This is a genomic window from Pseudomonas sp. H2_D02, from assembly GCF_054677635.1.
Genome location: NZ_CP162816.1, coordinates 4,415,183 through 4,440,827, shown reverse-complemented (window position 1 = coordinate 4,440,827; position 25,645 = coordinate 4,415,183). Strand labels below are relative to the sequence as shown.

Here is a 25,645-nt window from a genome sequence, read left to right as displayed (position 1 = left end):
CAAAAGGGGAGCTGTATGCCTGACGGAAGTGGCGGGGTGATTCGGAGTCTGCACGAGGCGCCGCTGAGCAGCGCGTTTCGTCAAGCCTGGTTGAAGTGGTCCCAGGAGTGGCAAGACCTGCCCAAGGACAGTGATCCGGCTATCGTGCTCAATCGGGTCGTGGAGTTTTCCGGTCGCGGTGCCCAGCGTCTCTGGCGGGTGGCCTACGCCACCGTCGGCGATGCCGCTTCCGAGCAGGTCAAGGCGCTGGTCTATGCCTTCGTCGCGCTGGTGGACGAGACGTTGCTGTTCTGCACCTGGCCCGGCCAACTGGCTTGGCAGCAGCATCCCCTCGAATCACGCATGTACGCCAGCCGCCAGGCCGGCGAGCGCTTGCCCGCAGCGATCAAGAAACTGCTGGATGAGCAGATGCCCGGTACTCGGGACCTGGCGAATGTCTACCTGCAATGCCTGATCCTGGGATTCCAAGGACGCTTGCGCGGCGAGCCTGGCCAGGTCCAGCACGAAAAATGGCGCGTGGCGTTGTTCACCTTTGCCTGGCAGCACGAACCCGATTACGTCGATGTCAGCCAGCGCCTGGCGATGTCCGCGGCGGCGACGCCCGCGCGGATGCCAGCGCAGCAATCCTTGCCGGACGGCTTTCGCCTGGGGTTGGCGATCGTGGCGATGGTGCTGTTGTTGACTGGCTTGGGGCAGGTCCTCTGGCGTGACATCCGCCTGGAGCTCGAACCGGTGTTGCAATTGAACGAGTCGTCAGTCCAGGAGCAGGATTCATGAACACCCTGAGCATCGTCGCCTTGGTGCTGCTCGCCATTGTCGGGGTGCTGGTGATCGCGGCAGCGGTCTGGTGGTTGCGAACCCAGGGCGGGGCGGCGATTCGCAATTTCTACGGCGCGGTGCGCCAAATGGAGCAGGAGCAGGGCACCCGCGACCGCTATCAGACGCCTTGGTTGATGATGCTCGGCAACGAAACCGACGGTGCCCAGCTGTGCAGCCAATGGCGTTTGCAACCCACGGACAAGGCGGGCTGGTTCGGGCGCTGGTTTTGCGATGCCGAAGGCGCCGTACTGGTGGTGCCCCAGGCGTTGTTCCTGCCCGATGAAGGCATGAACCGGCAACGGGGCAATTGGTGGCGACTGCTGGGCCTGCTGTTGCGGCTGCGCAGCAAGCGGCCGTTGGACGGAGTGATCTGGACAGTACCGTTCAGCAAGCTCGATGACATCGAGCACACCACTGAGCTGAGCCTCAAGGTCCGGCGGGTTTTTATTGACCTGCTGCAACGGTTTGGCCTCAGCCTGCCGGTGTACGTGGTGATCACCGGGATGGAAGAGTTGCCCGGGTTCCAGGAATTGGTCGGCGCGCTGCCTGCCAAGGCGCGAGAGTCGATGCTGGGCTGGTCGTCGCCTTACTTGCCGGATGCGGCGTGGCAGTCGCACTGGAGTGACCAGGCGTTGGATGAGATCAACGCCGCGCTGGCCCAATCGATCATCGAGATCGGCGCGCTGTCGGGGCAACTGAGCACCGATCTCTATGGCCTGCCGGAACGCTTCGAAGGCTTGCGACGAGCCTTGCAGATCTTGTTGGAGCCGGTATTCCAGGGCAACGCCCAAGGCGAAGCGCCGCGATTTCGCGGCGTGTACTTCACCGCCAGTCAGGCACCGGCCATCAGCGGCGACAGTTTGACCGCCCATCACAATGGTCAGCGGCAAACGGTGTTCGCCCGGCAATTGTGGTCGCGACGTCTGATAGCCGAACGCGGCCTGGCCCAGCCGGTGCCTCGCTTGCTGCGCGTGCGCCAACGCGGGCATCGGCTGGCCGGAGCGGTGGCGTTGGTGGTGGGCCTGGTCTGGCTCGGGAGCATGCTCTGGGTCTGGCGCGATTCGGTGGAAAACGCCGAGGGACTGTCGCGGTTGGTCCTCAGCGCCCACAAGAACCACATCGTCGTCGACCCGGACCAGCCGCAACTGGAACCGACCCGGCATAACGTGCAGAACTACTGGAACGTCTTGGAAAAAGCCCCGCGCTGGCGTTATGTCTCGGTCGTCTTCCCCACATCCTGGTTTTCCTCCGTGGACACGCAGCTGGAGGATGGCTTGCGCCTGACCGCCCGGCACCATTGGATATTACCGCTGCGAGACTTGCTCAATTCCGACCTGGAACAGCTCAAGTCCATCCGCAACACCGAGCGGCGGGGCAACGTCGAGAACGACGACCCGGCGCAGTGGCAAAGCTACCTGAAGGCCAAGGCGCTGGTGGATCTGGCGGCACGCCTCGAGCAGCACAACCAGATGTTCAGCCAAGTGGTGAACGACCCCAAGGCGCCGCTGGACGAACTGGTGCAGTTGAGCAACGCCGCGTTGTCCTTGGGCCTCAACACCGGGACTTTGAGTCGCCCACAGTTTTACAACCGGGTCCTGTTCGATGCGCGTAACAGTGATTTGCAAGGGCTGGACCTGAACGCCGCGCGCCCGGTGATCGCCGATAATTTCACCGGCCTGATGCAACGTTGGCTGGACCATTACTTCCTGGCGGACAACTTCGTTCGCCAGGCCGGTTATCTCAAGTTGCACCTGCAACGACTGGAGGCCGGCAGCGGCAATTCATTGAGTGAACTGGAAGACCTGACGGCGCTGATCGATGACCTGCAGACGCTGGTTAGCCTGACCAACTCCGCCTGGGGCCGGGGCAAGGGCCAGGACCTGGTGCCCGGCTACACCCAGATGCTGGACAAGGTCAGCCACAGCACTTTGCTTGGCCCGGACATCACACAGGACCTGGAGAGCCAGGCGGCGAAGCTGCAGCAGAACTTTCGCGACCAGTGGATCGTCCAGACCGGTTCCCGGGACAATCTATTGGTGCAACAGGGCAGCGGCCTGCTGACGTTGCAGGATCACGTCACGGCCCTGGACGGTGCGGTGCAAGCGCTGTTCAAGCGCGATTTCGTGGCGTTGGCGATGCAGAAGGATCCGTCGACCGGCAATCCGGATTCAATCGGCCGGGGCGATGGCAGTGATGATTTCAGCGTCGCCCTGAATTATTTCGCCAGCTACAAAAGCTATGCCAGCGAAGAGCTGTCGCGGATTCCGCCGGATTACCGTGACGCGCTGATGCAGGCCGCCGAAAACGCTGCGGCGCGGGCCATGTGGTTGAGCCTGGACGAAAATGACCAGCCGCTGCCCGGCACCGGCTTCAATGTGCAAACGACCCAGGCGGTTGCACTGCAAAAAGCCTTCATGGATGTGAACCGGGGCGACCTGGCGATACGTTTCCAGCGCCTGCTCAATCGCCGCGCATTGGCGCAGATCAACAGTGGCCTGGCCGAAATCGATGCCCAGCCGTTATTCAGCCAGCGCGCCGATATCGAGCGTTGGGACGGTTCGAAGAACTTCGGCTTGCAGCTGTATGGCGCCAACGATCCACAGGAACTGAAGCTGAACCTGAACCAGCAATTCAGCGCCATGCTGCAGATCGCCGAACAGCGCATGCCTGCCCTGGAATGGCTGATCGTCCAGCAGGACGACCTGTCCGCCTTGGAGCATGACCAGGTGGCGCGGTTCATGGCCCTCAACGACGAACTGCTCAAGTACAAGAATCAGAACCCGGCCAGCTCGGCTGCCCAGTTGGAGCAATTGGTAAGTCGGGATTTCAATGCGATGGACATCGCGTCCTGTGCGCAGATCTTGCAGACCTCCAGCCTGTCCGGTGGGCGCGGCGACCTGGCTCGGCGCGCCGTCGCGTTGCAGCAGGGTGCGCTGCAGCGTTGCTTGTACCTGCAACAGAACCAGGCGGCAATGGCCTGGAATGACCTGGCCAATTATTTCAATCAGTACTTGGCGGGACGCTTTCCGTTTTCCCAGGACGTGCGGGCCAGCGATGCCGACCCGGCGCGGGTGCAGCACCTGTTGGAATTGATCGAGACGCGCGTGCCCCTGGCCCAGGCCGGGCTGACGCTGAGCCAGACGCCCGAGCGCTTGGCGGCCGCGGATTTCCTCAACCGCTTGAAGCAGGCCGGTGTCTGGCTCGGGCCGCTGTTCGTGCGGGACAAGAGCGGCATCCTGGGCGTGGAGATGGACGTGCGCTGGCGTACCGATCGCGATGAGGAGCGTGGCGCCGACCAAGTGATCGCCTGGAGCCTGGACGCCGGCAACCAGCAGATCAACTACCCCGGTGAAGGCCAGCAGAACCTGCGCTGGATGGTCGGCCAGCCCGTGCGCCTGACCTTGCGCTGGGCCCGCAACGGTTACCAGCGTCCGGCCAACGACCCGTTGCAACCGAACCTGGTGGTGCGCGACCTTGAAGCCGGCTGGGAATACCAGGGGCCGTGGTCATTGTTGCGCCTGATGCGTTCGCTGGTGTCGGCCCAACGCCAGCCGAATGTCGACTACACCGATTTCCCCCTGGCCCTGCAACTGCCGGTGACCGCCCAGACCCAGGCACGCACGGCGCAACAGACCTTGATGTTCGTGCGCTTGTCGTTGATGAGCCAGGGTTCCAAATTGCCGCTGTCGATCCCGCCGCTGCCGACACAGGCGCCTCGTTCACCTTTCCTCGCGCCTGCGTCGAGGCCTGCCATTGCCACCCGTGAGGAGGGCCTGTGAGTTTGCCGATAACCCCGTTGCCCGAATTGGTCAGCCAACTGCTCGAACCGATCAGCGCCGAGTCGCCCTGTGGCCAGGATCTGCGTTACGAAACGGAGTACGACCAGCTACGCGAACTGCGCCGGGAAGACGACACCAGCCTACCCACCGGCGTGTGGCAGTCTTCAATCAAGCGCGCGCTCTGGCCGGACCTGGAGCGGCTCGCGACCACGTTGCTGCTTGAGCGCAGCAAGGACCTGATGATCAGCGCCTGGCTGGGGGAGGCCTGGCTGCACCTGGCCGGATTGGACGGCTTGCCGGGCAGCCTGGCGCTGGTGGCGGGGCTGTGCGAACGCTATCCGGAACAGCTGCATCCCCTTGCCGAGGACGGCGATCAGTCGTGGCGGGTGATTCCGCTGGAATGGCTGGCCCGTCGCTACAGCGAAGTGTTGCTGACGCGGGTGCCTTGGCTTGATGGCCGCGATCCGACCTTCGCCGGTTTCAGCCTGGACGATTGGCAGCGCCTGCAGCGCCAGCAAGTGCAGGGCAACGACAGCAAGAACGCCAAGGCCTCGGCGGAGGCGGCGCGCAACGAACAAAAGAAACTCAGCGAACTGATTCGCGGCACGCCCTTGTCTTTCTGGTTGCATCGCCAGGGCAGCCTGATGTTGAGCCTGCAGCATCTGCAACGACTCGAAGCCTGGAGCGACGCGTACCTGGGCAACCTGGCCCCGGGCTACAAATCCTTGCAGGACGTGATGCAAGCCATGTTGGCATTGGTAGAGGAGTTCATCGCGATGCATCCACAGCAACCCGCTGTCGCGCCCGCGCAAACGTCCGCGGTGGCAGCGACGCCAATGTCCCAGCCGACGGCGGCACCTGCCCAGGTCTTCCTGGAACCGGCCAATCGGGAAGAGGCCTATCGACAACTGTTGGTCATCGCCGGTTATCTGGCGCGCACCGAACCCCACAGTCCCGTGCCCTATCTGATCCGGCGCGGTGTGGAGTGGGGCAACAAACCGCTGAGCGAACTGCTGGGTGAACTGATCAGCGCCGATGCCGAGTCCCGACGGCTGTGGACATTACTCGGGGTGCTTTAATGCTGTGCGTCGGGCAGCTCCACCGGCGTCAGTACCGGTTTGCCGGAAAAGAACGCGTTCAGGTTATCGCCGACCAGCTCTACCATGGCGCGTGTCGCTTCCGGCGACAGCCCGGCCACGTGAGGTGTCAACACGACGTTGGGCAAATGCTTGAGGGCGTCGGGTACTTCGGGCTCATGGTCGAATACGTCCAGCGCAGCCCCGGCAATTCGCCGATGTTCAAGGGCGCTGATCAGGTCGGCGGTGGCGACCACGCTGCCCCGGGCGATATTCACCAGGAAGCCGTTGGGTCCCAGCGCATCGAGGGCCTGTTTGTTGATCAGTTGCCGGGTATCCAGGCCGCCAGGCGTCGCAACGATCAAGAAATCGGAAACCCGCGCCAGTTCCGTGGGCGTGGCGCAGAAGGTGTAGGGCACGTCGGTGCGCACCCGGCGATTGTGGTAGCTGACGTTCATGTCGAAACCGAGGGCGGCCCGCTTGGCAATCGCCATGCCCACGGCGCCGAGTCCCAGCACGCCCAGGTGCTTGCCGGCGAGGGAAGGGCGCGTGCTTCGCGGCCATTCGCCCCGGCGCAGGGCTGCATCGGATCGAGGCACATCGCGCACCAATGCCAGCAACAACGCCATGGCATGGTCGGCCACCGACGAGGCGTTGACCCCGGCACCGTTGGTGACGACGATGCCTCGGTCGCTGGCGGCTTGCAGGTCCACTTGTTCATAACCGGCGCCGATCACGCAGATGATCTTGAGGTTGGGCAGGGCCGCCATTTCTTCAGACGTCAAACCCAGCGGGCCACGGGTCAGGACCGCGCTGAATCGGTCGCCGTGTTCGAAGATCGCTGCCTTGCGTTCGGCGGGCGTGGGCGCCAACTCCAGGTGATAGCCCTGGCGCTCGAGGATCGGCAGGTATTCGTTGACGGTTTCAACCAGTACCAGAACGGTTGCGGTCATGCTGGGCTCCTGTGGGCGATTTTTTGATCATCAGGTATTCAACCTGATTGTAGGAGCCGAAGGGAGGGGTAGCTTGGGCTTTTTAGGGGTATTTTGAGATCGGTTGTTCTTGGGTTGCTGAACAGAATAAGCAAGAGACGCTGTAGCGTTTGCTGGCTTGTTTGTTGTGGGGGCGCTTGCGGCGCCCCCACAACTACCTGGCAACTACCCAGGCTTGTGGTTATCCAGTACTCGATTGACCGCTAACTCCCCTAACATGATGACCCGCTGCAGCACCAGCATCGTCTGGCGTCGTGGGCCGTCCGTGATGTCGGCGAGTTCGCTGATCAGCACATTGGCGGATGCCAGGTTTTCGCACGCCTCAACGAGCAACGTTTCGTCATCCACCGCTGGGTCGATGGTGAAGATCGAGCCGGGTTTGTAGGGCCGTATCTGCGTTTTCGGCTTCCCGGGGTTGAGGTAGAACTTGAGCGCGCGGTCTGCCGCCTCTTTCAGTTTCTCGGGGTCGAAAGCGTCGTCGTAGAGTACCGAATAGATATCCGGGGGGTTGGGCGTTACTTTGAACATAATTGACCATTCCTACATTGGGGCTGCAACCGTTCTCGACTAAAAGAAGGGTGGCGGCTGTACGCAGGTTAGTCGACCGGTAGGAATTGGCAAAAACCCGGCGCGCCCGAGGACGCCCTGCGCACAACCACCATTTAGTGCAGGCATGTAAATGACCTGACCGAACGGTGCTCGAGCACCTTACCAAACCTAGATGGGCGACTAAACCCGACCACTGATGAGCAGTGGCAGGTGAACGATAGAGGCCGGGGGCAAAGCGCACAAGCCAGCGGATTCTGAAGCATGCGTAAGTAAGGACGCAAGGTTTCGTAGCCTTTAGCGCGTATTTTGGAATGTATTTAAACGTGTCTGTGCGAGGCATGTTTACAACAATTAAACAGGTCGAGTTTCTTCGTAATTGGCGTGGGTTCGTATTGTTGAAAATACAATGCTTTATGGTAATGCAGTTCACTCAAGAAAAACGACGGCCCCGTGGCGAGGGAGCTTGCTCCCGCTCAGCTGCGAAGCAGCCGTAAATCCGGCGAATGCGGTATATCCAAAGCCTGCACCGCAAAACCACTCCTCAGCTAAGCCTTTGCTTCTGCTCGCTAATCCCGGACAATCGCGCCCCTGTTTCGGCCAGGGCGCTGCCTGTCGGGGTTTTCCGACTCGTCCCGGCCGGGTACATGTGACCGGAAAGCGGAGATCCGACCGGATGAATGATCAGGCCAACAGCGTCGAAGAGCGCTTTGAAACGACAGCCCCAGCCACCCTCAGCCAATGGAGTCGCCACGACACGACGTGGATGCTGGGCCTGTTTGGTACCGCCATTGGCGCTGGCACGCTGTTTTTACCGATCAATGCTGGCCTTGGCGGTTTCTGGCCGCTGCTGATCCTGGCGGTGCTGGCATTTCCCATGACGTTCTATGCGCACCGGGGCCTGACCCGTTTCGTGCTGTCCGGTCGCGAAGGGGCGGACATCACCGAGGTGGTGGGGGAGCATTTCGGTATCAAGGCTGGCGCGCTGATCACCCTGTTGTACTTCTTTGCGATCTTCCCGATCCTGTTGATCTACAGCGTGGCGCTGACCAATACGGTGGGCAGCTTCCTGGAACATCAGTTGCATTTGCAGCCGCCTCCTCGGGTTGTGTTGTCGTTGATGCTTATCCTCGGCTTGTTGGCCGTGGTCCGTTGCGGCGAGCAGGCGATCGTCAAGGCCATGAGCCTGATGGTTTATCCGTTTATCGTGGCGCTGCTGTTCCTCGCGGTATTCCTCGTGCCCCATTGGAACGGCGGCATCCTGAGCACCGCGTCGACGCTGCCGCAGCCTTCGGCGTTGCTGCATACCTTGTGGCTGGCGATTCCGGTGATGGTGTTCTCGTTCAACCATTCGCCGATCATTTCGGCGTTTGCGGTGGATCAGAAACGGCGCTACGGCAACAATGCCGAAGAGCGCAGCTCACAAATCCTGTCGCGTGCCCATGTGCTGATGGTGGTGATGGTGCTGTTCTTCGTGTTCAGTTGCGTGCTGACCCTGTCCCCGGCACAACTGGCCGAGGCCAAGGCGCAGAACCTGTCGATCCTGTCGTACCTGGCCAACCACTTCAGCAACCCGACCATCGCCTTTGCCGCGCCGTTGATCGCGTTTGTTGCCATCTCCAAGTCGTTCCTCGGGCACTACATCGGCGCCAGCGAAGGTCTCAAGGGCCTGATCGTCAAGAGCGGCCGCCGTCCGGCGCCGAAAACCCTCGATCGCCTGACGGCGGCGTTCATGCTGGTGGTGTGCTGGGTCGTCGCCACTCTTAACCCGAGCATACTGGGGATGATCGAAACCCTGGGCGGCCCGGTGATCGCGGCTATCCTGTTCCTGATGCCGATGTACGCCATTCGCAAGGTCCCGGCCATGGCCCGCTATCGAGGCCAGGCGTCGAATGTCTTTGTGGTGTTGGTGGGGTTGGTGGCGATCACTGCGTTGGTCTATTCCCTCCTGGCCTGACCTGCGTTTTTGTGGGTGTTTATGGCATTGCGTCCGGCATAAACCCTGTGGGAGCGAGCTTGCTCGCGAAAGCGGTGGGTCAGTCGGCAGGGATGTTGGCTGTGCCGCCGCCATCGCGAGCAAGCTCGCTCCCACATTGGTTTTGGGGTGTTCTCAAAATTTGTGTTCATGCTCAATCCCTGTGGGGAGCGAGCCTGCTCGCGAAAGCGGTCGTTCAGTTGGAAGAGATGTTGGCCGGGCGACCGCATTCGCGAGCAGGCTCGCTCCCACAGTTTCATCCGGCATAAAAAAACGCCGCCCCTCGCAAGAAGGGCGGCGTTTTTAGTTGGGCGTCTTAAGCGTTAGGCTTGGACGACCGGGATGTTGGCGTTTGCAGCCGCTTCACGGAACTCGGCGATCTGGTCGAAGCTCAGGTAGCGGTACACGTCCGCTGCCATGCTATCGATCTTGCCGGCGTATTCCATGTACTCCTCGACGGTCGGCAGGCGACCCAGGATGGACGCTACGGATGCCAGTTCGGCCGAAGCCAGGTAGACATTCGCGCCGTCACCCAGACGGTTCGGGAAGTTACGAGTCGAAGTCGAGACCACGGTGGAGTTCGGCTCGACGCGTGCCTGGTTACCCATGCACAGCGAGCAGCCGGGCATTTCCATCCGTGCACCGGCCTTGCCGTAGATGCCGTAGTAGCCTTCTTCGGTCAGTTGGTGAGCGTCCATCTTGGTCGGCGGCGACAGCCACAGACGGGTTGGCAGCTGACCCTTGACCTGATCCAGCAGTTTACCGGCGGCGCGGAAGTGACCGATGTTGGTCATGCACGAGCCGATGAACACTTCGTCGATCTTCTCGCCAGCAACGCTGGACAGCAGGCGGGCGTCGTCCGGGTCGTTCGGCGCGCAGAGCACAGGCTCGCTGATGTCGGCCAGGTCGATCTCGATGACTTCGGCGTATTCGGCGTCGGCATCGGCTTCCATCAGTTGCGGATCGGCGATCCAGGCTTCCATCGCTTGGGCGCGACGTTCCAGGGTACGTGCATCGCCGTAGCCTTCGCCGATCATCCAGCGCAGCAGGGTGATGTTCGACTGCAGGTACTCGGTGATCGACTCTTTCGACAGCTTGATGGTGCAACCGGCAGCCGAACGTTCGGCCGAGGCGTCGGACAGTTCGAACGCCTGTTCCAGGGTCAAGCCTTCCAGGCCTTCGATTTCCAGGATGCGGCCGGAGAAGGCGTTCTTCTTGCCCTTCTTCTCGACGGTCAGCAGACCGTTCTGGATCGCGAAGTACGGAATGGCATGAACCAGGTCACGCAGGGTGATGCCAGGTTTCATCTTGCCTTTGAAGCGCACCAGGATCGATTCCGGCATGTCCAGCGGCATGACGCCGGTGGCAGCGGCGAACGCGACCAGGCCGGAACCGGCCGGGAACGAGATGCCCATCGGGAAACGGGTGTGCGAGTCACCACCGGTACCCACGGTGTCTGGCAGCAGCATGCGGTTCAGCCACGAGTGGATGATGCCGTCGCCCGGACGCAGGGAAACGCCGCCGCGGGTCATGATGAAGTCAGGCAGGGTGTGGTGGGTGGTCACGTCGATCGGCTTCGGATAGGCCGCGGTGTGGCAGAAGGACTGCATCACCAGGTCAGCCGAGAAGCCCAGGCACGCCAGGTCTTTCAGTTCGTCACGGGTCATTGGACCGGTGGTGTCCTGGGAGCCTACGGTGGTCATTTTCGGTTCGCAGTAGGTGCCAGGACGAACGCCTTGGCCTTCTGCCAGGCCGCAAGCCTTGCCGACCATTTTCTGCGCCAGGGTGAAACCCTTGGTGCTTTCGGCTGGCGCTTCAGGCTTCTTGAACAGGTCGAACGGTGGCAGGCCCAGTTCGGCGCGAGCCTTCTCGGTCAGGCCACGACCGATGATCAGCGGAATACGGCCGCCAGCGCGGACTTCGTCCAACAGCACCGGGGTCTTCATTTCGAAGGTGGTGATGACTTCGTCGGTACCGTGCTTGCAGACCTTGCCAGCGTGCGGGTACAGGTCGATCACGTCGCCCATGTTCATGTTCGACACGTCGAACTCGATCGGCAGTGCGCCGGCATCTTCCATGGTGTTGTAGAAGATCGGGGCGATCTTGCTGCCGAAGCAGAAACCGCCAGCGCGCTTGTTCGGCACGTACGGGATATCGTCGCCGAAGAACCACAACACCGAGTTGGTGGCCGATTTACGCGAGGAACCGGTACCAACCACGTCACCGACGTAGGCGATCGGGAAGCCTTGGCCGCGCATTTCTTCGATCTGCTTCATCGGGCCGGTCTTGCCTTGCTCGTCCGGAACGATGCCGTCACGGGCCATTTTCAGCATGGCGAGGGCGTGCAGCGGGATGTCAGGACGCGACCAGGCATCCGGGGCAGGGGACAGGTCGTCGGTGTTGGTTTCGCCGGTGACCTTGAACACGCGCAGGCTGATCTTGTCGGCCAGTACCGGGCGCTTCTTGAACCACTCGCCGTCAGCCCAGGATTGCAGCACGGCCTTGGCGTGGACGTTACCGTTCTTGGCTTTTTCAGCCACGTCGTGGAAGGCATCGAACATCAGCAGGGTGTGCTTGAGTTCTTCGGCGGCGACTGGCGCCAGCTCGGCGTCGTCCAGCAGCTCGACCAGGGTCACGATGTTGTAGCCGCCCTGCATGGTGCCGAGCAGTTCGACGGCGCGCTTCTTGTCCAGCAGAGGGGATTGGGCCTGGCCCTTGGCCAGGGCGGACAGGAAGCCGGCCTTGACGTAGGCGGCTTCGTCGACTCCAGGCGGAACGCGATTGGTGATCAGGTCAACGAGGAAAGCTTCTTCGCCAGCCGGAGGATTCTTCAGCAGCTCGATCAGGCCTGCGGTTTGTTCGGCGTTAAGCGGCTGGGGAACGATACCCAGTGCTGCGCGCTCTTCGATATGTTTGCGGTAGGCTTCAAGCACAGTTATTACCCTCATCAGTGGTCCCAAATGGGTGTCCGGGACGCTCATCCAGAAACTCACGGCATTCATGCGCGCAGGGGGCTTTTTGAGCCGCCGCGCCAGGATGGCCGGAGTTCCTCACAGAAGCTGCTTTCAAAGTTTTACGCCTGCAGAACGGGAGCTGATGAGGGTTGGCGTTGGGCTTTCCCCGCTGGAAAGACCCTTCGCCAACACCGCTCTGAAGGAACGACTGTGCTCGTGACGCTTTGAAAACAGCTTCTAACGGACATTGGCGCCTTAAAAGGCTGGCTGATTCTACGGGAAAAAAAAAATTAAAGGTAAGTTGGGCTTCCAGGTTTGAGGGGTGATCAATCTTAGACAAAGGGCTAACATGCCCGCCTGTCCTGTTTTTGCGTGTGCGTTGCCTTATGCCCAACCAGCTCATCAAGACGCCCTGCGTCGGCCTCTGTTCCACTGTCTATGGTGACCTGGTGTGCCGTGGCTGCAAGCGGTTCCACCATGAAGTGATTCACTGGAACGGCTACAACGAGGACGAAAAACGCGCGGTATGGATGCGGCTCGAGCAACTGCTGGTGCAGGTGATGGTGGCGAAGCTGGAGGTTTTCGACCCGGCGCTGCTGCGCCAGCAACTGGAAGCGCGCAAGATCCGCTTCGTGCCGCACCAGTCCGAATATTGCTGGGCCTACCAGTTGATCGCCCGTGGTGCGCGGGTGATCAACAATCTGGAAGCCTACGGCATGGTGCTGCTGCCCGAATTCCGCGATTGGGAGCTGCCGGACCTGCGCGATGCCATTGATCGGGAATTTTTCCTGCTGTCCGAAGCGCATTACCAGCGCTATATCGCGCCGGGGTTCCTTAAGGATGCGATCGGCGGCTGAAAAGATCGCAGCCTTCGGCAGCTCCTACAAGGACCGCGCCATACTGTAGGAGCTGGCGAAGCCTGCGATCTTTTGATCTTCAATTCTTGACCGCCAGTTCTACCAGGTGATCCTCGACCTCCTGCGGCTTGAGCACCAGCACGTCGCTTTCCAGCGCATCGAGCACGGCTTCGGCGGTGTTGCCAATCAACACGCCTGACAAACCGGAGCGCGCCACGGTGCCGATCACCGTGACCGCGGCCTGGAGCTTGTGGGCCATGTAGGGAATCAACACGTCCGCCGGGCCTTCCTGAATGTGCAGGTGCTGGTCGTCAATGTCGAATTCGGCCTGGAACGCCCGGCACTGTTCGCGATAACGAGCCTCGATGGTTTCCTTGAGCTGGAAGGTCGGGTCGGCCGACGAGAGCATGGGTGACGGGTGGGCGCTGATGACATGCAGGTGCGCCTTCGCCAGGAGGGCGATGTCATAGCCATGGTCGATGATGGTCGAGTGCAGGTGCCGGTGCTCGCCATCGGCATTGCCGACGTCGACAGCGGCGAGGATGACCCTGTCTTTCCAGGAGCCGGTGGTCTTGACCAGCAGCACCGGGGTCGGGCAATGGCGCAGCAGTTTCCAGTCCGCCGGGGTCAGCAGGGCTTTTTTCAATGGGCTGTCGGGGAAATGTTGCTTGATGACCAGGCCACAGCCCTCAGCCTGCTGCACGTCGATGATGGTTTCGTGGAGGCTGTCGTTCCAGGCCTGCTCGGTGGTCACGCTGTAGCCGTCGGACAGCAGCGCGCTCTTGAGCACACCGAGCAGGCCCGCGTGGTCATGGTGCTTGTCGCACACCAGTAAGTGCAGGTGGGCTTGGGTCACCCCGGCGATCAGTTTGGCGCGCTTGAGCGCCAGGCTTTCCGAATGTTCGGGTTCGATGACCACCAGGATGCTGCGAATGGCTTGCATGATCGGCGTCTCCAGCAATAAAGAGGCATGGCGTTGCTCAACTATAGTTGCTGTGGATGGCCCGTCGACTTGATGCATATCAACGGCGGTGGCTGGTGGTCTGGAGGCAGGCCGGTATAATCGGCGCCCTTTGCTCGACTACCTTTTCCCGTGAGCCCCATGATCCTTCCCGAAATCCACGAATTCCTTGGCTGCCGCACGCCCGATGCCTGGGTCCAGGCTGCGCTGGCCGATCAGGAAACCTTGCTGATCGATCACAAGAACTGCGAGTTCAAGGCCGCCAGCACTGCCCTGAGCCTGATCGCCAAGTACCATTCCCACGTTGATTTGATCAACATGATGTCGCGCCTGGCCCGGGAAGAACTGGTGCATCACGAACAGGTCATGCGCCTGATGAAGAAGCGCAAGGTCGGCCTGCGCCAGCTTTCCGCCGGGCGCTACGCCTCGGGCTTGCGTAAAGTGGTGCGCAGCCACGAACCGGTGAAACTGGTGGACACCCTGGTGGTCGGCGCTTTCATCGAAGCCCGCAGCTGCGAGCGTTTCGAGGCGTTGGTGCCGCATCTGGACGAGGAGCTCGGCAAGTTCTACTTCGGCCTGTTGAAAAGCGAGGCCCGGCATTTCCAGGGTTACTTGAAGCTGGCCTATCAGTACGGCGACGCCAAGGACATCGCCCAGGTGATCGACAAGGTGCGCGCCGCCGAGCGGGAGCTGATCGAGTCGCCGGACGTGGAATTCCGGTTCCACAGTGGGGTGCCGGCCTAACGGCTCAAACCCAACCGCTCATGCCATTGGGCAATCGACTCTTCGGGATACACCTCGAACTGTTGGTCGCCCGGATGCGCCTCGACCTCAACCCAAGGGGCCTTGGAGCCCAGCATCAGATGAGTGTGCTCCGGCGGTACCGGCAACGGCGTGTCGATGGCTGAGGCAAATGGATGAATCAGCTCCGGCCATTCCGGGCTGAACAGCCACAGCCCCGAGCCGCATAACGAGCAAAAGTGTCGTTCGGCGCTGCTGCGGTGGGCGCGTTTATCGCCTTCATCCTTCAGTCGCGCGTGATAGACCGTGATGTGCTTGCGGCCTTGCACCTTCAGGCTCTTCGCGTCGCCCCCCAGGTTGATCGCAAAACCGCCGCCGCCCTGGGTCTTGCGGCAGATCGAGCAGTAGCAGCGCTGATAAGGGTAGGGATGGCGGCTGTCCAGGCTGAATGACACGGCGCCGCAGTGGCAGGATCCTTCAAGGTGCATGGGGGAACCTCCGGTCAGGGATGGAATACTCTGGACAACCTCGATGGGGCGATGTTCTGAATTTCTGATTGATGTGCCGACGCTTTCGCGAGCAGGCTCGCTCCCACAGGGAATCGTGTGTTTTCCCGATTCAATGTGGGAGCGAGCCTGCTCGCGAAGAGGCCGGTACAGCCAGCATCACTTCGGCACTCGCCACAAATACCAAGCTGCCGCCGTACGATAAGGGCTCCAGGCCTGGCCGATAGCGATCATCTGTCGGCGGTTTGGCTGAGCCTCCAGTCCCTTGAGCCGCCGATACCCCTCGCGAACCCCAAAGTCATCCGCCGGCAGCACATCGGGCCGCTCCAGGCTATAGATCAAGAGCATCTCCACGGTCCAGCGCCCGACGCCGCGCAAGCTGACCAGGCGTTCGATCAGCGCTTCGTCGTCCATGTCTCGCGCCGTGGCGTAATCGGGAGCGACGCCGTCCAGTGTCGCCTGGGCGATGCCTTGGAGGGTTGTGATCTTGCTGGCGGAAAATCCGCAACCGCGCAGTTGCGCCACGTCTGTCGCCAGGATCTGCTCGGGGCGGGGAAACGCCTGCGCCGGGAACAACGCCCGGAGACGACCGAGGATCGCATCGCCTGCCTTGGCATGCAGTTGCTGGTAGGCGATCGCCCTGACCAGGGCTTCGTAGGGATCACGGTCCGGCTTGGGCAGCAGCAGGCACGGGCCAATCGCCTCGACATGCCGTCGCCAGTCTTCGTCGAGATTCGCCAGGAAGACACTGGCGTCGTGGTAGGACGCAGGCATCCGGTGATGGTCCTCCGGAACGTTCAAAACGCCAGCGGCAGTGAAACCTGCTCCTTGGCTTTTTCCAGGCGCAACAGAAAAGCCTTGCGTGGCTGGCCGCCACCGTAGCCGGTCAGCGAGCCGTCGGCGCCAATCACCCGGTGGCAGGGGATGACGATGGCCAGGCGATTCTGCCCGTTGGCCAGGCCCACGGCGCGGCTGGCGCCAGGGCTGCCCAGGGCGGAGGCGACGGCGCCGTAGCTGCGGGTCTCGCCGTAGGGGATCTTCTGCAGCTCGGCCCAGACCCGGACCGCGAAGGCACTGCCGGGCATGTGCAGCGGGACGTTGAACACCGTGAGTTTGCCGGCGAAATACTTCGCCAGTTCGGTTTCGATCTGTTGCAGATGAGCGTTGTGCCCCGGTGCGACCGTGTAGCCGTAGCGTTGCTGCAGTTCCTCCAGCTCTTTGGTCAGGGCCGGGCGGTCGAGAAATTCCAACAGCACCAGGCCTCGGCGCTCGGCCATTGCCAGCATTGGTCCCAGCGGCGTGGTCAGGCGAGTGAACAACAAGGGTTCACTCAGGCCGGCCCGGCCAGGCGTGATATGGAAGGATTTCACGAAGGCATCACGAAAACCGCTCAGGGATTCATAGCCGGAATCGAACGCCGCGTTGTCGATCGACGCGCCGTCCTTGATGCCGCCCAAGGCAATGCCCAGGCGCCGGGTGCGCAGGTAGGCGTGAAACGTCATGCCGAAATGCTGCTTGAACCAGCGGCGCAATGTCAGCGGTTCGATGCCTTGTTCCAGTAGCAGGGCGTCGGTCCAGCGCAGGTCGGGTTCGGCGTCCACGGCCTTGAGCAGCGCCAGGATCCAGTCCGGCGCAATGGCCGCGGCGTCCAGCGGCTTGCAGCGCAGGCAGGCTCGATAACCGGCGGACATGGCTTCGTCGGCGTGGGCAAAGAATTCCACGTTCTCCGGTTTCGGCTTGCGCGCGGTGCAACTGGGGCGACAGAAGATGCCGGTGGTCTTGACCGCAGTGAAAAACACCCCCTCATAGGCGGTGTCTCGTTCGAGCATGGCGCGGACCATCTCGGCGTGGGGCGGGAGCAGCGAGTCATGTAGGTTCATGTGGCAGAGCATAGAACCGCGTCCGGGACGACTCCACCGAAAAATCGACAGGGAATTTTTCGGGGGGACGATCGGACGATGGCTTTGCCAGGACGCCGGCCATTTCCAGCGTATTCAATACTTCCAGAACACCGGCGTGAACAGCACCAGCACCGTCAGGATTTCCAGGCGTCCCAGGAGCATGCCGATGGTCAGCAGCCATTTTGCCGAATCGGGCAAGGTCGAGAAGTTGCCGGCTGGCCCGATGATGTTGCCCAAGCCCGGGCCCACGTTGCACACGGCAGTGGCTGCGCCGGTCAAGGCGGTCGTCCAGTCCAGGCCGATCAGCGCGAGGCCCAGGGCAATGGCGCCGATCGTAATGGTGAAGAAGAACGAAAAGGTCAGCAGCGAGCGAACGATTTCCTCGTCGATGGGGTGGTTGTTGTATTTCTTCTGGATCACCGCCCGGGGGTGGATCAGTTGCTTCAAGCTGCCCATCAGCAGGACCTTGGCGACCTGAAAGCGAAAAATCTTCAGGCCCCCGGCCGTAGACCCTGAACAACCGCCGACGAAGGTCAGGTAAAAGAACAGCAACAGGGCGAAACTGCCCCACAGCGTGTAGTCACCCAAGGCCACGCCGGTGGTGGTGACGACAGACGTGACGTTGACCGCCACGATACGGACCGCGCCCCACCACCCGTAATCGCTGTTCAGGCTCAGCCAGGTACCGACCACGAGCCAGGTGACCACCAGGAACCCGATGAAGCCCCTGACTTGCTGATCCTTGAGCAAGGCGCGCCGGTGGCCTCGCAGCGTCGCTACGTACAGCGTGAAGGGCAGCGAGCCGGCCATCATGACGACCACCGACACCCAATGAACCGCCGGTTGCGGCCAGTGCGCCAGCGAAGCATCGGAGGTGGAGAAGCCGCCGGTGGAAATCAACGACATCGCATGGTTGATCGCTTCGAAGGGCGTCATGCCGGCCAGCCACAGCGCCAGGGTCGAGAGGGCGGTCAAGCCGACGTAGATCCACAGGATGTAGTTGGCCGCGACGTGAGAGCGCGGCGTGACTTTCTCCGACCAGTCCGATGATTCGGTCTGGAACAGCCGCATGCCGCCGACCCGCAGCAACGGCAGGACCGCCACGGCCATGCCGATAAAACCGATTCCGCCGAGCCAGTGCAACATCGAGCGCCAGATCAACAGGCCCGGAGACGCTGTATCCAGCCCGGTCAGGATGGTCGAGCCCGTGGTGGTGATGCCCGACATGGTCTCGAAGAAGGCATCGGTGTAGCTGATGTGCTGGATGAACACCATGGGCAGGGCGGCGAACGCGCAGACGAACACCCAACTGGCAGTGGTCAGCAGGTACATTTCCCGGGGGCGCATCTGGGCATGTTCCGGACGGCCACGGGCGACCAGTGCGATGCCGCAGACGAAGGTGATCAGGCTCGACCAGAGAAACGCCGACAAGTCGTCGTTGCGGTCGTAGAACATCAGCGTGAACAGCGGAATCGCCATGCTGATCGCGAGGGTGATCAGGAAAATACCAAGGATGAAACCGATAAGACGCAGAACCGCAATTGACATGAGAAACGCCTGATCCAATGAGCCGCACAGTATCGATTTTGGTGAATCGACTACCGCGTAAAGTTTGCGTAAAAAAATGAGCGGTGGCGCTCTATGACAAGGCAGTTTTCTTCAATACCTGCGAAGCAGGCCCGTTTACCGTCGGGGCCTCTTTCCTGAACTGAAGAAGATTATGTGATGAGCTTGATATTTTCCATGGCAACCTTCGCGCTGGTGGCTTCCATTACCCCGGGGCCGGTCAATATCGTGGCCCTCAGCGCCGGGGCCCGCTACGGGTTTCGCGCCACCTTGCGTCATGTCGCTGGTGCGACCCTGGGGTTTGTCCTGCTGCTGGTCTTGATGGGGTTGGGGTTGCACGAGGTGTTGCAGCGCTGGCCGGGGCTGACCCGCGTGGTGCAACTGGCGGGCGTGGCATTCTTGTTGTACATGGCCTGGAAACTGGCGATGGACAACGGCGCACTGGGGGACCGGGACGAGGGGCGCGCGCCGTCGATGTTCCATGGCGCGCTGATGCAATGGCTCAACCCCAAGGCCTGGCTGGCCTGCGTCGCGGGGATGGGCGCTTTTGTGGCCGATGGCGAGGCATCGCTGGTGTGGCAGTTTGCGGCGATTTACCTGGTGATCTGTTACCTGTCCGTGGGCTGCTGGGCGTACGCCTAACAGCTTCCTGCGTACTTGGCTGGGGAATCCGGCGACCATGCGTCTGTTCAATCGGGCGATGGCGGCGTTGCTGGTGGCGAGTGCGGTGTATCTGTTGTTGCCTTGAGCGACCCATCCTTGCGGTTGAAACGCTGTTGTGGCGAGGGGATTTATCCCCGCTGGGATGCGCAGCATCCCTTTGAAAAGCTGATTCCGGTTTCTATTGGTCTAACCACAGCTTCATAGGGGCCGCTGCGCAGCCCAGCGGGGATACATCCCCTCGCCACGATTCCTACCGCAGGCATCAGCCGCGATACTGCCCGGGCGTCGCCGCCAGGTGTTGCTTGAAGGCGCGCTGGAAATGCGCCTGATCGGCAAACCCACTCTCCAGCGCCACGTCGGCGATCAACTTGCCCTCGCGCAATTGGCGTCGGGCGAACTGGATCCGCCGGTTGATCAGGAAGGCATGGGGCGTCATGCCGTAGTGACGTTTGAACGCCCGGCTCAAATAGGATGGGGAAAGCTGGGCGAAGGCGCAGATGTCTTCAAGCTTGAGGGCTTCGGTGCAATGATCATGAATGAACTGCGCGGCCCGCATCAGCGCCGGATGACTGCCCCGATCCGGGCGTCCCGCCGGGTTGAGCCGATGCTGCAGGTCAGTGAAAAACGCCATGGCGGCGCCTGTCTTGTCATCGGCATCGATCTGCTCGTCCACCAATACTTCGTAAAGTGCGCACAGGCCGGAATAAAGCACGACGTCCCGGCTGTGCGTCGTGTCGAATGCCTGGAAATCCAACGTCGGATCAAAGCCGATCCGCCGTTGCAGGTCCCTCAGCCACTGCGTGTCGACATACAGCATCACGTAGGACCAGGGCTGATCGTTGATCGGATTGCAGGCGTGGACATCGCCCGGGTTCATCAGCACCACCGTGCCGCCCTGGACCTGGAAACGCGACTGCTCGTGCAGATAGGTACTGCGCCCAGCGGTGATTGCGCCGATGGAAAAATGGTCATGGGCGTGGCGCGAATAACAGACCTTGCGGCCATCGGCGATGGATCGGGCTTCGATAAAGGGCAGCGCCGCGTCGCGCCAGAAGCGTGGGGCGGCGTCGTGGTTGGCAGGCTTCATCGATGTGTGTCCTGTTTTTTTTGGGCTGCTTGAGTGTATTCGCCTGTGCCGCAAAATGCCCGTTCGAGTTCGGCACGGGCCTGGACTAGAATGCAAGGACTCTCGCCAACGGAGTTTCCGATGCTTGCGCCCGGCAAACCTGACAACGAAGCCGTCCGGCTGAAAAACCTGCAATCGCTGAAGTTGCTCGATACCGCCCCCGAGGAGCGGTTTGACCGCCTCACCCGTCTCGCCCGACGCCTGTTCAACGTGCCTTTTGCCCTGGTTTCACTGGTGGATGCCAACCGGCAATGGTTCAAGTCCAGCGCCGGCCTGGATGCCAGTGAAACCCCGAGAGAGATATCGTTCTGCGGGCACGCCATTCTGCAAGACGAGCTCCTGGAGATTTGCGACGCGGAGCAGGATGAGCGGTTTCATGACAACCCGCTGGTTACCGACCAGCCCGGCATCCGCTTTTATGCCGGACACCCGTTGGGCCTGGGCGATGGCAGCAAGATGGGCACCTTGTGCCTGCTGGACACCAAGCCGCGCAAGCTCAATGACGAAGAGCGCGAGCTGCTGCGGGATCTGGCGAGCATGGCCGAGCAGGAATTGATCGCCGTGCAGATGGCCAGCATGGATGAACTGACGCTGTTGTCGAATCGGCGCGGCTTCAAGACGTTGGCCCAGCATGCGCTGAACGTTTGCGATCGGCTTTCACGGCCGGCCACGCTGCTGTTTTTTGATCTCAATGACTTCAAGCCCATCAACGACCGCTTCGGGCATGCCGAGGGCGACTGCGCGCTGAAGACCTTTGCCGATGTGCTGCGTATCGCCTTCCGCGAAAGTGACGTGATCGGCCGTCTGGGCGGTGATGAGTTCGTGGCGTTGCTTACTGGCTCCTCCCATGTCGAGACGACTGCGATCATGGCGCGGCTCGGGGAAATTCTCGACGAGCGCAACGCGACTTTGAAGCGCGGCTACGACATCGGTTTCAGCGTTGGCCAGATCGAATACGACCCCGAGCGGCATGCATCGATCGACAGCCTGCTGGCGGAGGCGGATGCGGCGATGTACCGGCAGAAGCAGGCACAGCGCCGATAGCCCTGGCCACAGTACCCTGTGGGAGCGAGCTTGCTCGCGAAAGCGGTGGGTCAGTTGGCGCTCATCACCATTGGCTGATCCGCCGCAATCGCGAGCAAGCCCGCTCCCACAAGTATTGTGCAGGGCAAAAAAACGCCGCTTGTCCTTTCCTGGGCAAGCGGCGTTTTTCTGCAACCTGAAGATCAATTATAGGCGCTAAATCCAAGGGGGCATTTGCAACGGAAATCTTGACTCATTTCAAAGACCGCAACGTAGGACGGCGAGTTTTGCGCAACGTGCCAATTTGATAATAGGTGCAACGCTATAAATATGTACCGCACGATGGGCACGGGGAATATGCAAGATGGGTTTTGCATCCCGTAATGCTGAGTCACAACCGCAGCGTTACACCTATTTGACTTGATTAGGTGTCCCCATGAACAACGAACTTCCCCTGACATATGTTTATCCCGAAACATATGGTACGTCCCGCGGAAGCGGAGGAGGTCTCCCATCTCCCGCTCCAATGGCGATGATTGGAAAAATGATCCAAGAGCGCAACGTGGCTTACGAACGAGGTCATTGGCCGCAAATGCTCGGGCGTCACCTTGAAGCCATGCGTAATAATCGACCCATCCGTTATGGGTTGGATGGCTTCATCATAGGTGATTTGAAGGTTGCACACGGAGCAGATCTGCTAATGCTAAAAAAATCCCAAGCTTGATACCGCTAACGCTTGGAAACTTGGAATAAAAGAAGGAGCCAAAATAAAAAATACTGAACAACTGGCAGTCGAACAGGAATTTTCTGGAGGTGTTTTTACACCTTTCAGGGCTATCGGTCATTGGCTGCTGGGGAAGGGCAAACCTGTCAGCGTTCGACTCGACAGAACTGGGATCAGCCCAGCGCCGAAAAAAATTCCTGACTTGATGGCGATTATCAACACGGCTGGAATTGGCGTAACCACTGTTAATCTAAGGGTTCCCTACTCCACAGCTCAGGACTCGAACATCGCGAGAATATATCTTGGAAATATCACGCTTCAAATTACCGGTGAGGTAATCCGCAATACATCGGGTAGTCTGAAATTTGCCGGTACCGCCAAGGCATTTTCGGATCGCTATGACGCCAATGCCAGCAACCATCGTGCGATATTTGACGAGGGCGCGACCAGCGCGCTGCGTCAAGTGGGACGCGTGGCCCGAGCACAGGATTATGAGATACGGATTACGGGTGAGCTCCCCATCAATTTTTCAAGGTAACCCACTATGATTCGCAGAGAGAAGAGGTTGGTAGCGGCTGTTATTAGCATTCTGGCAGCCTGTGCAATGCTGTTTTTCTTTCCGTCAGACGGTGTGGTGGAGAATCGTGGAGATCTCAATGACACCTATGGGTTGCCCCCTGTTTCGATCTATTTGGTCGTATTGATCATACTGGCCGTGACATCAGTGGCTCTGACGGGATTAGGTAGTATTGCGCGTAAGCTTCTCAAGCACGGCTCGTTCAGACTGCATATAGGTCTGTATGTATTTTCCAATGCTCCGTTTGTTTTAACGTCCCTTCTAGGGATGTTGGTTTCAGTGGCCTATATGTATGACAGCATTTCGGGAGTACTGGCGGCGTTATTGTTTCTACTCTCTTTCGTCGGGGTGTTGTTAGCCATTCCACACAAGGCAAACTAAAAACGCCGCTTGTCCTTCCCAGGGCAAGCGGCGTTTTTGTTGAATCGCGAAGATTACTCTTCGATATTACCCATGGCGGTGGTGTTGAAGCCGCCGTCCACGTACATGATTTCACCGCTGATGCCCGACGCGAGGTCCGAGCACAGGAAGGCGCCGGCGTTGCCGACTTCTTCGATGGTGACGTTGCGACGCAGCGGGGTTTGCGCTTCGTTGGCGGCCAGCATCTTGCGGAAGTTCTTGATGCCGGAGGCGGCGAGGGTGCGGATCGGGCCAGCCGATACGCAGTTTACGCGGGTGCCATCCGGGCCCAGGGAGCCGGCCAAGTAGCGAACGCCGGCTTCCAGGGAAGCCTTGGCCATGCCCATGACGTTGTAGTTCGGCATGGTGCGCTCGGCGCCCAGGTACGACAGGGTCAGCAGGCTGCCGTTGCGGCCTTTCATCATTTCGCGACCGGCCTTGGCCAGGGCCACGAAGCTGTAGGCGCTGATGTCGTGGGCGATGCGGAAGCCTTCACGGGTGGTGGCTTCGGTGAAGTCGCCGTCCAACTGGTCGCCCGGGGCGAAGCCGACGGAGTGCACGATGCAGTCCAGGCCGTCCCACTTCTTGCTCAGTTCTTCGAAGACCTTGGCGATTTCTTCATCGCTGGCCACGTCGCACGGGAAGCACAGCTCAGGGCTCGAACCCCAGCCTTGCGCGAACTCTTCGACACGACCCTTGAGTTTGTCGTTCTGATAAGTGAAGGCAAGCTCAGCGCCCTCGCGATGCATGGCGGCGGCGATGCCGGATGCGATGGACAGCTTGCTGGCGACACCGACGATCAGTACGCGCTTACCGGCGAGAAAACCCATGTGTTGCTCCTCTTTCAGGTTATTCGGCAGTTGTTGGGGCCAGGAAGGCGGCCTCCAGCAACTGCTGTGTATAGGGGTGTTGCGGCGCGGCGAATATGCTGCGCGCATCACCTTGTTCGACCACTTGGCCATGCTTGACCACCATCAGCTGGTGGCTCAGCGCTTTGACGACAGCCAGGTCATGGCTGATAAACAGGTACGTCAGGTTGTACTTGGTTTGCAGCGACCGCAACAGCTCCACCACTTGGCGTTGCACGGTACGGTCCAGGGCCGACGTCGGTTCATCCAGCAGAATCAACGCCGGCTTGAGCACCAGGGCCCGGGCAATGGCAATACGCTGCCGTTGCCCTCCGGAAAATTCATGGGGGTAGCGGTTCCGGGTTTCCGGGTCCAGGCCTACCTCCTTCAATGCCGCGATTATCGCTTGTTCCTGTTCGTCCGCGGTGCCGATCTTGTGGATCCGCAGGCCTTCGCCGACGATCTGGCTCACACACATCCGTGGGCTCAGGCTACCGAACGGGTCCTGAAACACCACTTGCATTTCCCGGCGCAGCGGCCGGACCTGCTGTTGCGTCAGGCTGTCCAGATCCTTGCCTTCGAAGCGGATCCCACCCTGGCTGCCGATCAACCGCAGAATCGCCAGGCCCAACGTGGACTTGCCGGAACCGCTTTCGCCAACGATGCCCAGGGTCTGGCCCTGGGGCAGGTTGAAGCGGATGCCGTCCACGGCCTTGATGTAATCGACCGTGCGCTTGAACAGGCCTTTCTTGATCGGAAACCAGACTTTCAAGTCCTCGACCTGCAACAGCGGCGGGCCGACGACGTTGTCCGCCGGGTTGCCGCTGGGCTCGGCGGCCAGCAATTCCCGAGTGTACGGATGTTGCGGCGCGCGGAACAACTCTGTGCACGATGCCTGTTCGACGATGCAACCGCGCTGCATGACACATACACGATGCGCAATTCTTCGCACCAGGTTCAAATCGTGGCTGATCAGCAGCAGCGACATGCCCAGCCGCGCCTGCAAATCCTTGAGCAGATCGAGGATTTTCAGCTGCACGGTGACGTCCAGTGCCGTGGTCGGTTCGTCGGCGATCAACAGTTCCGGCTCGTTGGCCAGGGCCATGGCGATCATCACCCGTTGCCGCTGGCCACCGGACAGCTCATGGGGCAGGGCCTTGAGGCGCTTGTGAGGTTCGGGAATCCCGACCAGTTCCAACAGTTCCAGCGTCCGCCGAGTGGCGACTTTGCCGGTCAGGCCCTTGTGGATGCCGAGCACCTCATTGATCTGTTTTTCAATGGAGTGCAGCGGATTAAGGGAGGTCATCGGTTCCTGGAAAATCATCGCGATCCGGTTGCCGCGGATGTGGCGGATGGTTTTTTCCTTCAGGCCCAACATGTTCTGGCCGGCATACTGGATGGTCCCGGTGGGGTGGTGGGCCAGCGGGTAGGGCAGCAAACGCAGGATCGAGTGGGCCGTCACGGACTTGCCGGAGCCGCTTTCGCCCACCAGGGCCAGGGTTTCGCCGCGCTTGATGTCGAAACTGACGCCCTCGACCACCCGCTGGCGGCGTTCGCCGACGATGAATTCCACCGCCAGGTCGCGCACTTCGATCAGATTGTCCTGGTTCAT

The 25,645-nt window shown here is 60.8% G+C and carries 21 protein-coding genes and 1 pseudogene; 11 read left to right on the top strand and 11 right to left on the bottom strand.

The genetic code is table 11. The features are described from left to right. Positions 1-15: 15 nt before the first annotated feature. From AB4N42_RS20200 to tssA, 3 genes are read left to right on the top strand one after another with little or no spacing between them, the layout of a single operon-like run. Positions 16-777 carry a DotU family type IV/VI secretion system protein gene (locus tag AB4N42_RS20200; protein WP_460115224.1) on the top strand — a complete coding sequence of 254 codons (762 nt, stop codon included), beginning with the start codon at positions 16-18 and terminating at the stop codon, positions 775-777. Further along, a complete protein-coding gene (locus tag AB4N42_RS20195) occupies positions 774-4,598 on the top strand; it encodes a type VI secretion system protein (protein ID WP_460115223.1) in 3,825 nt (1,274 codons plus the stop codon). The genes AB4N42_RS20200 and AB4N42_RS20195 overlap by 4 nt, the downstream gene beginning before the upstream one ends. After that, positions 4,595-5,677, top strand: coding sequence for a type VI secretion system protein TssA (gene tssA, locus AB4N42_RS20190; RefSeq protein ID WP_460115222.1), 1,083 nt, complete (start codon positions 4,595-4,597; stop codon positions 5,675-5,677). Before AB4N42_RS20195 ends, tssA begins: the two co-directional genes overlap by 4 nt. Here tssA and AB4N42_RS20185 read toward each other — a convergent pair. Continuing rightward, positions 5,674-6,627 (bottom strand): 2-hydroxyacid dehydrogenase, encoded by a 954-nt coding sequence (locus tag AB4N42_RS20185; protein ID WP_334597434.1) that lies wholly within the window; start codon positions 6,625-6,627, stop codon positions 5,674-5,676. The two genes, tssA and AB4N42_RS20185, sit on opposite strands and share 4 nt — an antisense overlap. Positions 6,628-6,831: 204 nt before the next feature. Beyond that, complete coding sequence (locus tag AB4N42_RS20180) at positions 6,832-7,194, bottom strand: DUF6124 family protein (protein WP_258650630.1); 363 nt, start codon at positions 7,192-7,194, stop codon at positions 6,832-6,834. Between the two features lie 694 nt (positions 7,195-7,888). Here AB4N42_RS20180 and AB4N42_RS20175 point away from each other — a divergent pair. After that, positions 7,889-9,169: a serine/threonine transporter gene (locus AB4N42_RS20175; RefSeq protein ID WP_460115221.1), complete on the top strand. Its 1,281-nt coding sequence runs from the start codon at positions 7,889-7,891 to the stop codon at positions 9,167-9,169. Between the two features lie 341 nt (positions 9,170-9,510). Here the strand turns inward: AB4N42_RS20175 and acnB are convergent, their stop codons facing one another. After that, positions 9,511-12,120, bottom strand: coding sequence for a bifunctional aconitate hydratase 2/2-methylisocitrate dehydratase (gene acnB, locus AB4N42_RS20170; RefSeq protein ID WP_181290535.1), 2,610 nt, complete (start codon positions 12,118-12,120; stop codon positions 9,511-9,513). Positions 12,121-12,527: 407 nt separating this feature from the next. Between acnB and AB4N42_RS20165 the strand changes: the two genes are divergently transcribed. Beyond that, positions 12,528-12,998: a DUF1289 domain-containing protein gene (locus tag AB4N42_RS20165; protein ID WP_198797473.1), complete on the top strand. Its 471-nt coding sequence runs from the start codon at positions 12,528-12,530 to the stop codon at positions 12,996-12,998. 79 nt (positions 12,999-13,077) lie between these two features. Here AB4N42_RS20165 and AB4N42_RS20160 read toward each other — a convergent pair whose 3' ends face one another. Further along, entirely contained in the window at positions 13,078-13,941 is an 864-nt protein-coding gene (locus AB4N42_RS20160; protein WP_460115220.1) for a universal stress protein, read from the bottom strand. A 159-nt stretch (positions 13,942-14,100) separates the two neighbouring features. On the opposite strand from AB4N42_RS20160, the gene AB4N42_RS20155 reads away from it, so the two are divergent. After that, complete coding sequence (locus tag AB4N42_RS20155; RefSeq protein ID WP_198797475.1) at positions 14,101-14,703, top strand: MiaE family protein; 603 nt, start codon at positions 14,101-14,103, stop codon at positions 14,701-14,703. On the opposite strand, the gene AB4N42_RS20150 is transcribed toward AB4N42_RS20155, so the two are convergent. The 4 genes from AB4N42_RS20150 to AB4N42_RS20135 all read right to left on the bottom strand — a co-directional run bounded on the left by AB4N42_RS20150 (position 14,700) and on the right by AB4N42_RS20135 (position 18,655). Beyond that, positions 14,700-15,188, bottom strand: a complete 489-nt coding sequence (locus tag AB4N42_RS20150; RefSeq protein ID WP_407683510.1) for a GFA family protein — start codon at positions 15,186-15,188, stop codon at positions 14,700-14,702. The genes AB4N42_RS20155 and AB4N42_RS20150 overlap by 4 nt on opposite strands. A 177-nt stretch (positions 15,189-15,365) precedes the next feature. Beyond that, positions 15,366-15,980: a DNA-3-methyladenine glycosylase family protein gene (locus AB4N42_RS20145; protein WP_460115219.1), complete on the bottom strand. Its 615-nt coding sequence runs from the start codon at positions 15,978-15,980 to the stop codon at positions 15,366-15,368. Between the two features lie 23 nt (positions 15,981-16,003). Next, the gene (locus AB4N42_RS20140) at positions 16,004-17,086 is read right to left on the bottom strand and encodes a bifunctional transcriptional activator/DNA repair enzyme AdaA (protein WP_460115217.1); all 1,083 of its coding nucleotides are present in this window, start codon (positions 17,084-17,086) and stop codon (positions 16,004-16,006) included. A gap of 114 nt (positions 17,087-17,200) precedes the next feature. Further along, complete coding sequence (locus AB4N42_RS20135) at positions 17,201-18,655, bottom strand: TrkH family potassium uptake protein (protein ID WP_460115216.1); 1,455 nt, start codon at positions 18,653-18,655, stop codon at positions 17,201-17,203. Between the two features lie 177 nt (positions 18,656-18,832). On the opposite strand from AB4N42_RS20135, the pseudogene AB4N42_RS20130 reads away from it, so the two are divergent. Further along, positions 18,833-19,421 (top strand): annotated as a pseudogene (locus AB4N42_RS20130) (LysE family translocator). 177 nt (positions 19,422-19,598) lie between these two features. Here AB4N42_RS20130 and AB4N42_RS20125 read toward each other — a convergent pair. Next, the gene (locus tag AB4N42_RS20125; RefSeq protein WP_460115215.1) at positions 19,599-20,423 is read right to left on the bottom strand and encodes a helix-turn-helix transcriptional regulator; all 825 of its coding nucleotides are present in this window, start codon (positions 20,421-20,423) and stop codon (positions 19,599-19,601) included. Positions 20,424-20,543: 120 nt separating this feature from the next. Between AB4N42_RS20125 and AB4N42_RS20120 the strand changes: the two genes are divergently transcribed. The 4 genes from AB4N42_RS20120 to AB4N42_RS20105 all read left to right on the top strand — a co-directional run bounded on the left by AB4N42_RS20120 (position 20,544) and on the right by AB4N42_RS20105 (position 23,167). After that, positions 20,544-21,506: a GGDEF domain-containing protein gene (locus AB4N42_RS20120; RefSeq protein ID WP_217861749.1), complete on the top strand. Its 963-nt coding sequence runs from the start codon at positions 20,544-20,546 to the stop codon at positions 21,504-21,506. 415 nt (positions 21,507-21,921) lie between these two features. Next, positions 21,922-22,209: a lipid II-degrading bacteriocin gene (locus tag AB4N42_RS20115; RefSeq protein ID WP_460115214.1), complete on the top strand. Its 288-nt coding sequence runs from the start codon at positions 21,922-21,924 to the stop codon at positions 22,207-22,209. A gap of 25 nt (positions 22,210-22,234) precedes the next feature. Next, on the top strand, positions 22,235-22,747 hold the full coding sequence (locus tag AB4N42_RS20110; protein ID WP_460116408.1) for a lipid II-degrading bacteriocin: 513 nt from the start codon (positions 22,235-22,237) through the stop codon (positions 22,745-22,747). Between the two features lie 6 nt (positions 22,748-22,753). Beyond that, positions 22,754-23,167, top strand: coding sequence for a hypothetical protein (locus AB4N42_RS20105; protein WP_460115213.1), 414 nt, complete (start codon positions 22,754-22,756; stop codon positions 23,165-23,167). A 53-nt stretch (positions 23,168-23,220) separates the two neighbouring features. Here AB4N42_RS20105 and fabI read toward each other — a convergent pair whose 3' ends face one another. Together fabI and AB4N42_RS20095 are read right to left on the bottom strand one after the other, a co-directional pair. Next, positions 23,221-24,015 (bottom strand): enoyl-ACP reductase FabI, encoded by a 795-nt coding sequence (gene fabI / locus AB4N42_RS20100; RefSeq protein WP_003202751.1) that lies wholly within the window; start codon positions 24,013-24,015, stop codon positions 23,221-23,223. Positions 24,016-24,034: 19 nt separating this feature from the next. Further along, on the bottom strand, positions 24,035-25,645 hold the full coding sequence (locus AB4N42_RS20095; RefSeq protein ID WP_460115212.1) for an ABC transporter ATP-binding protein: 1,611 nt from the start codon (positions 25,643-25,645) through the stop codon (positions 24,035-24,037).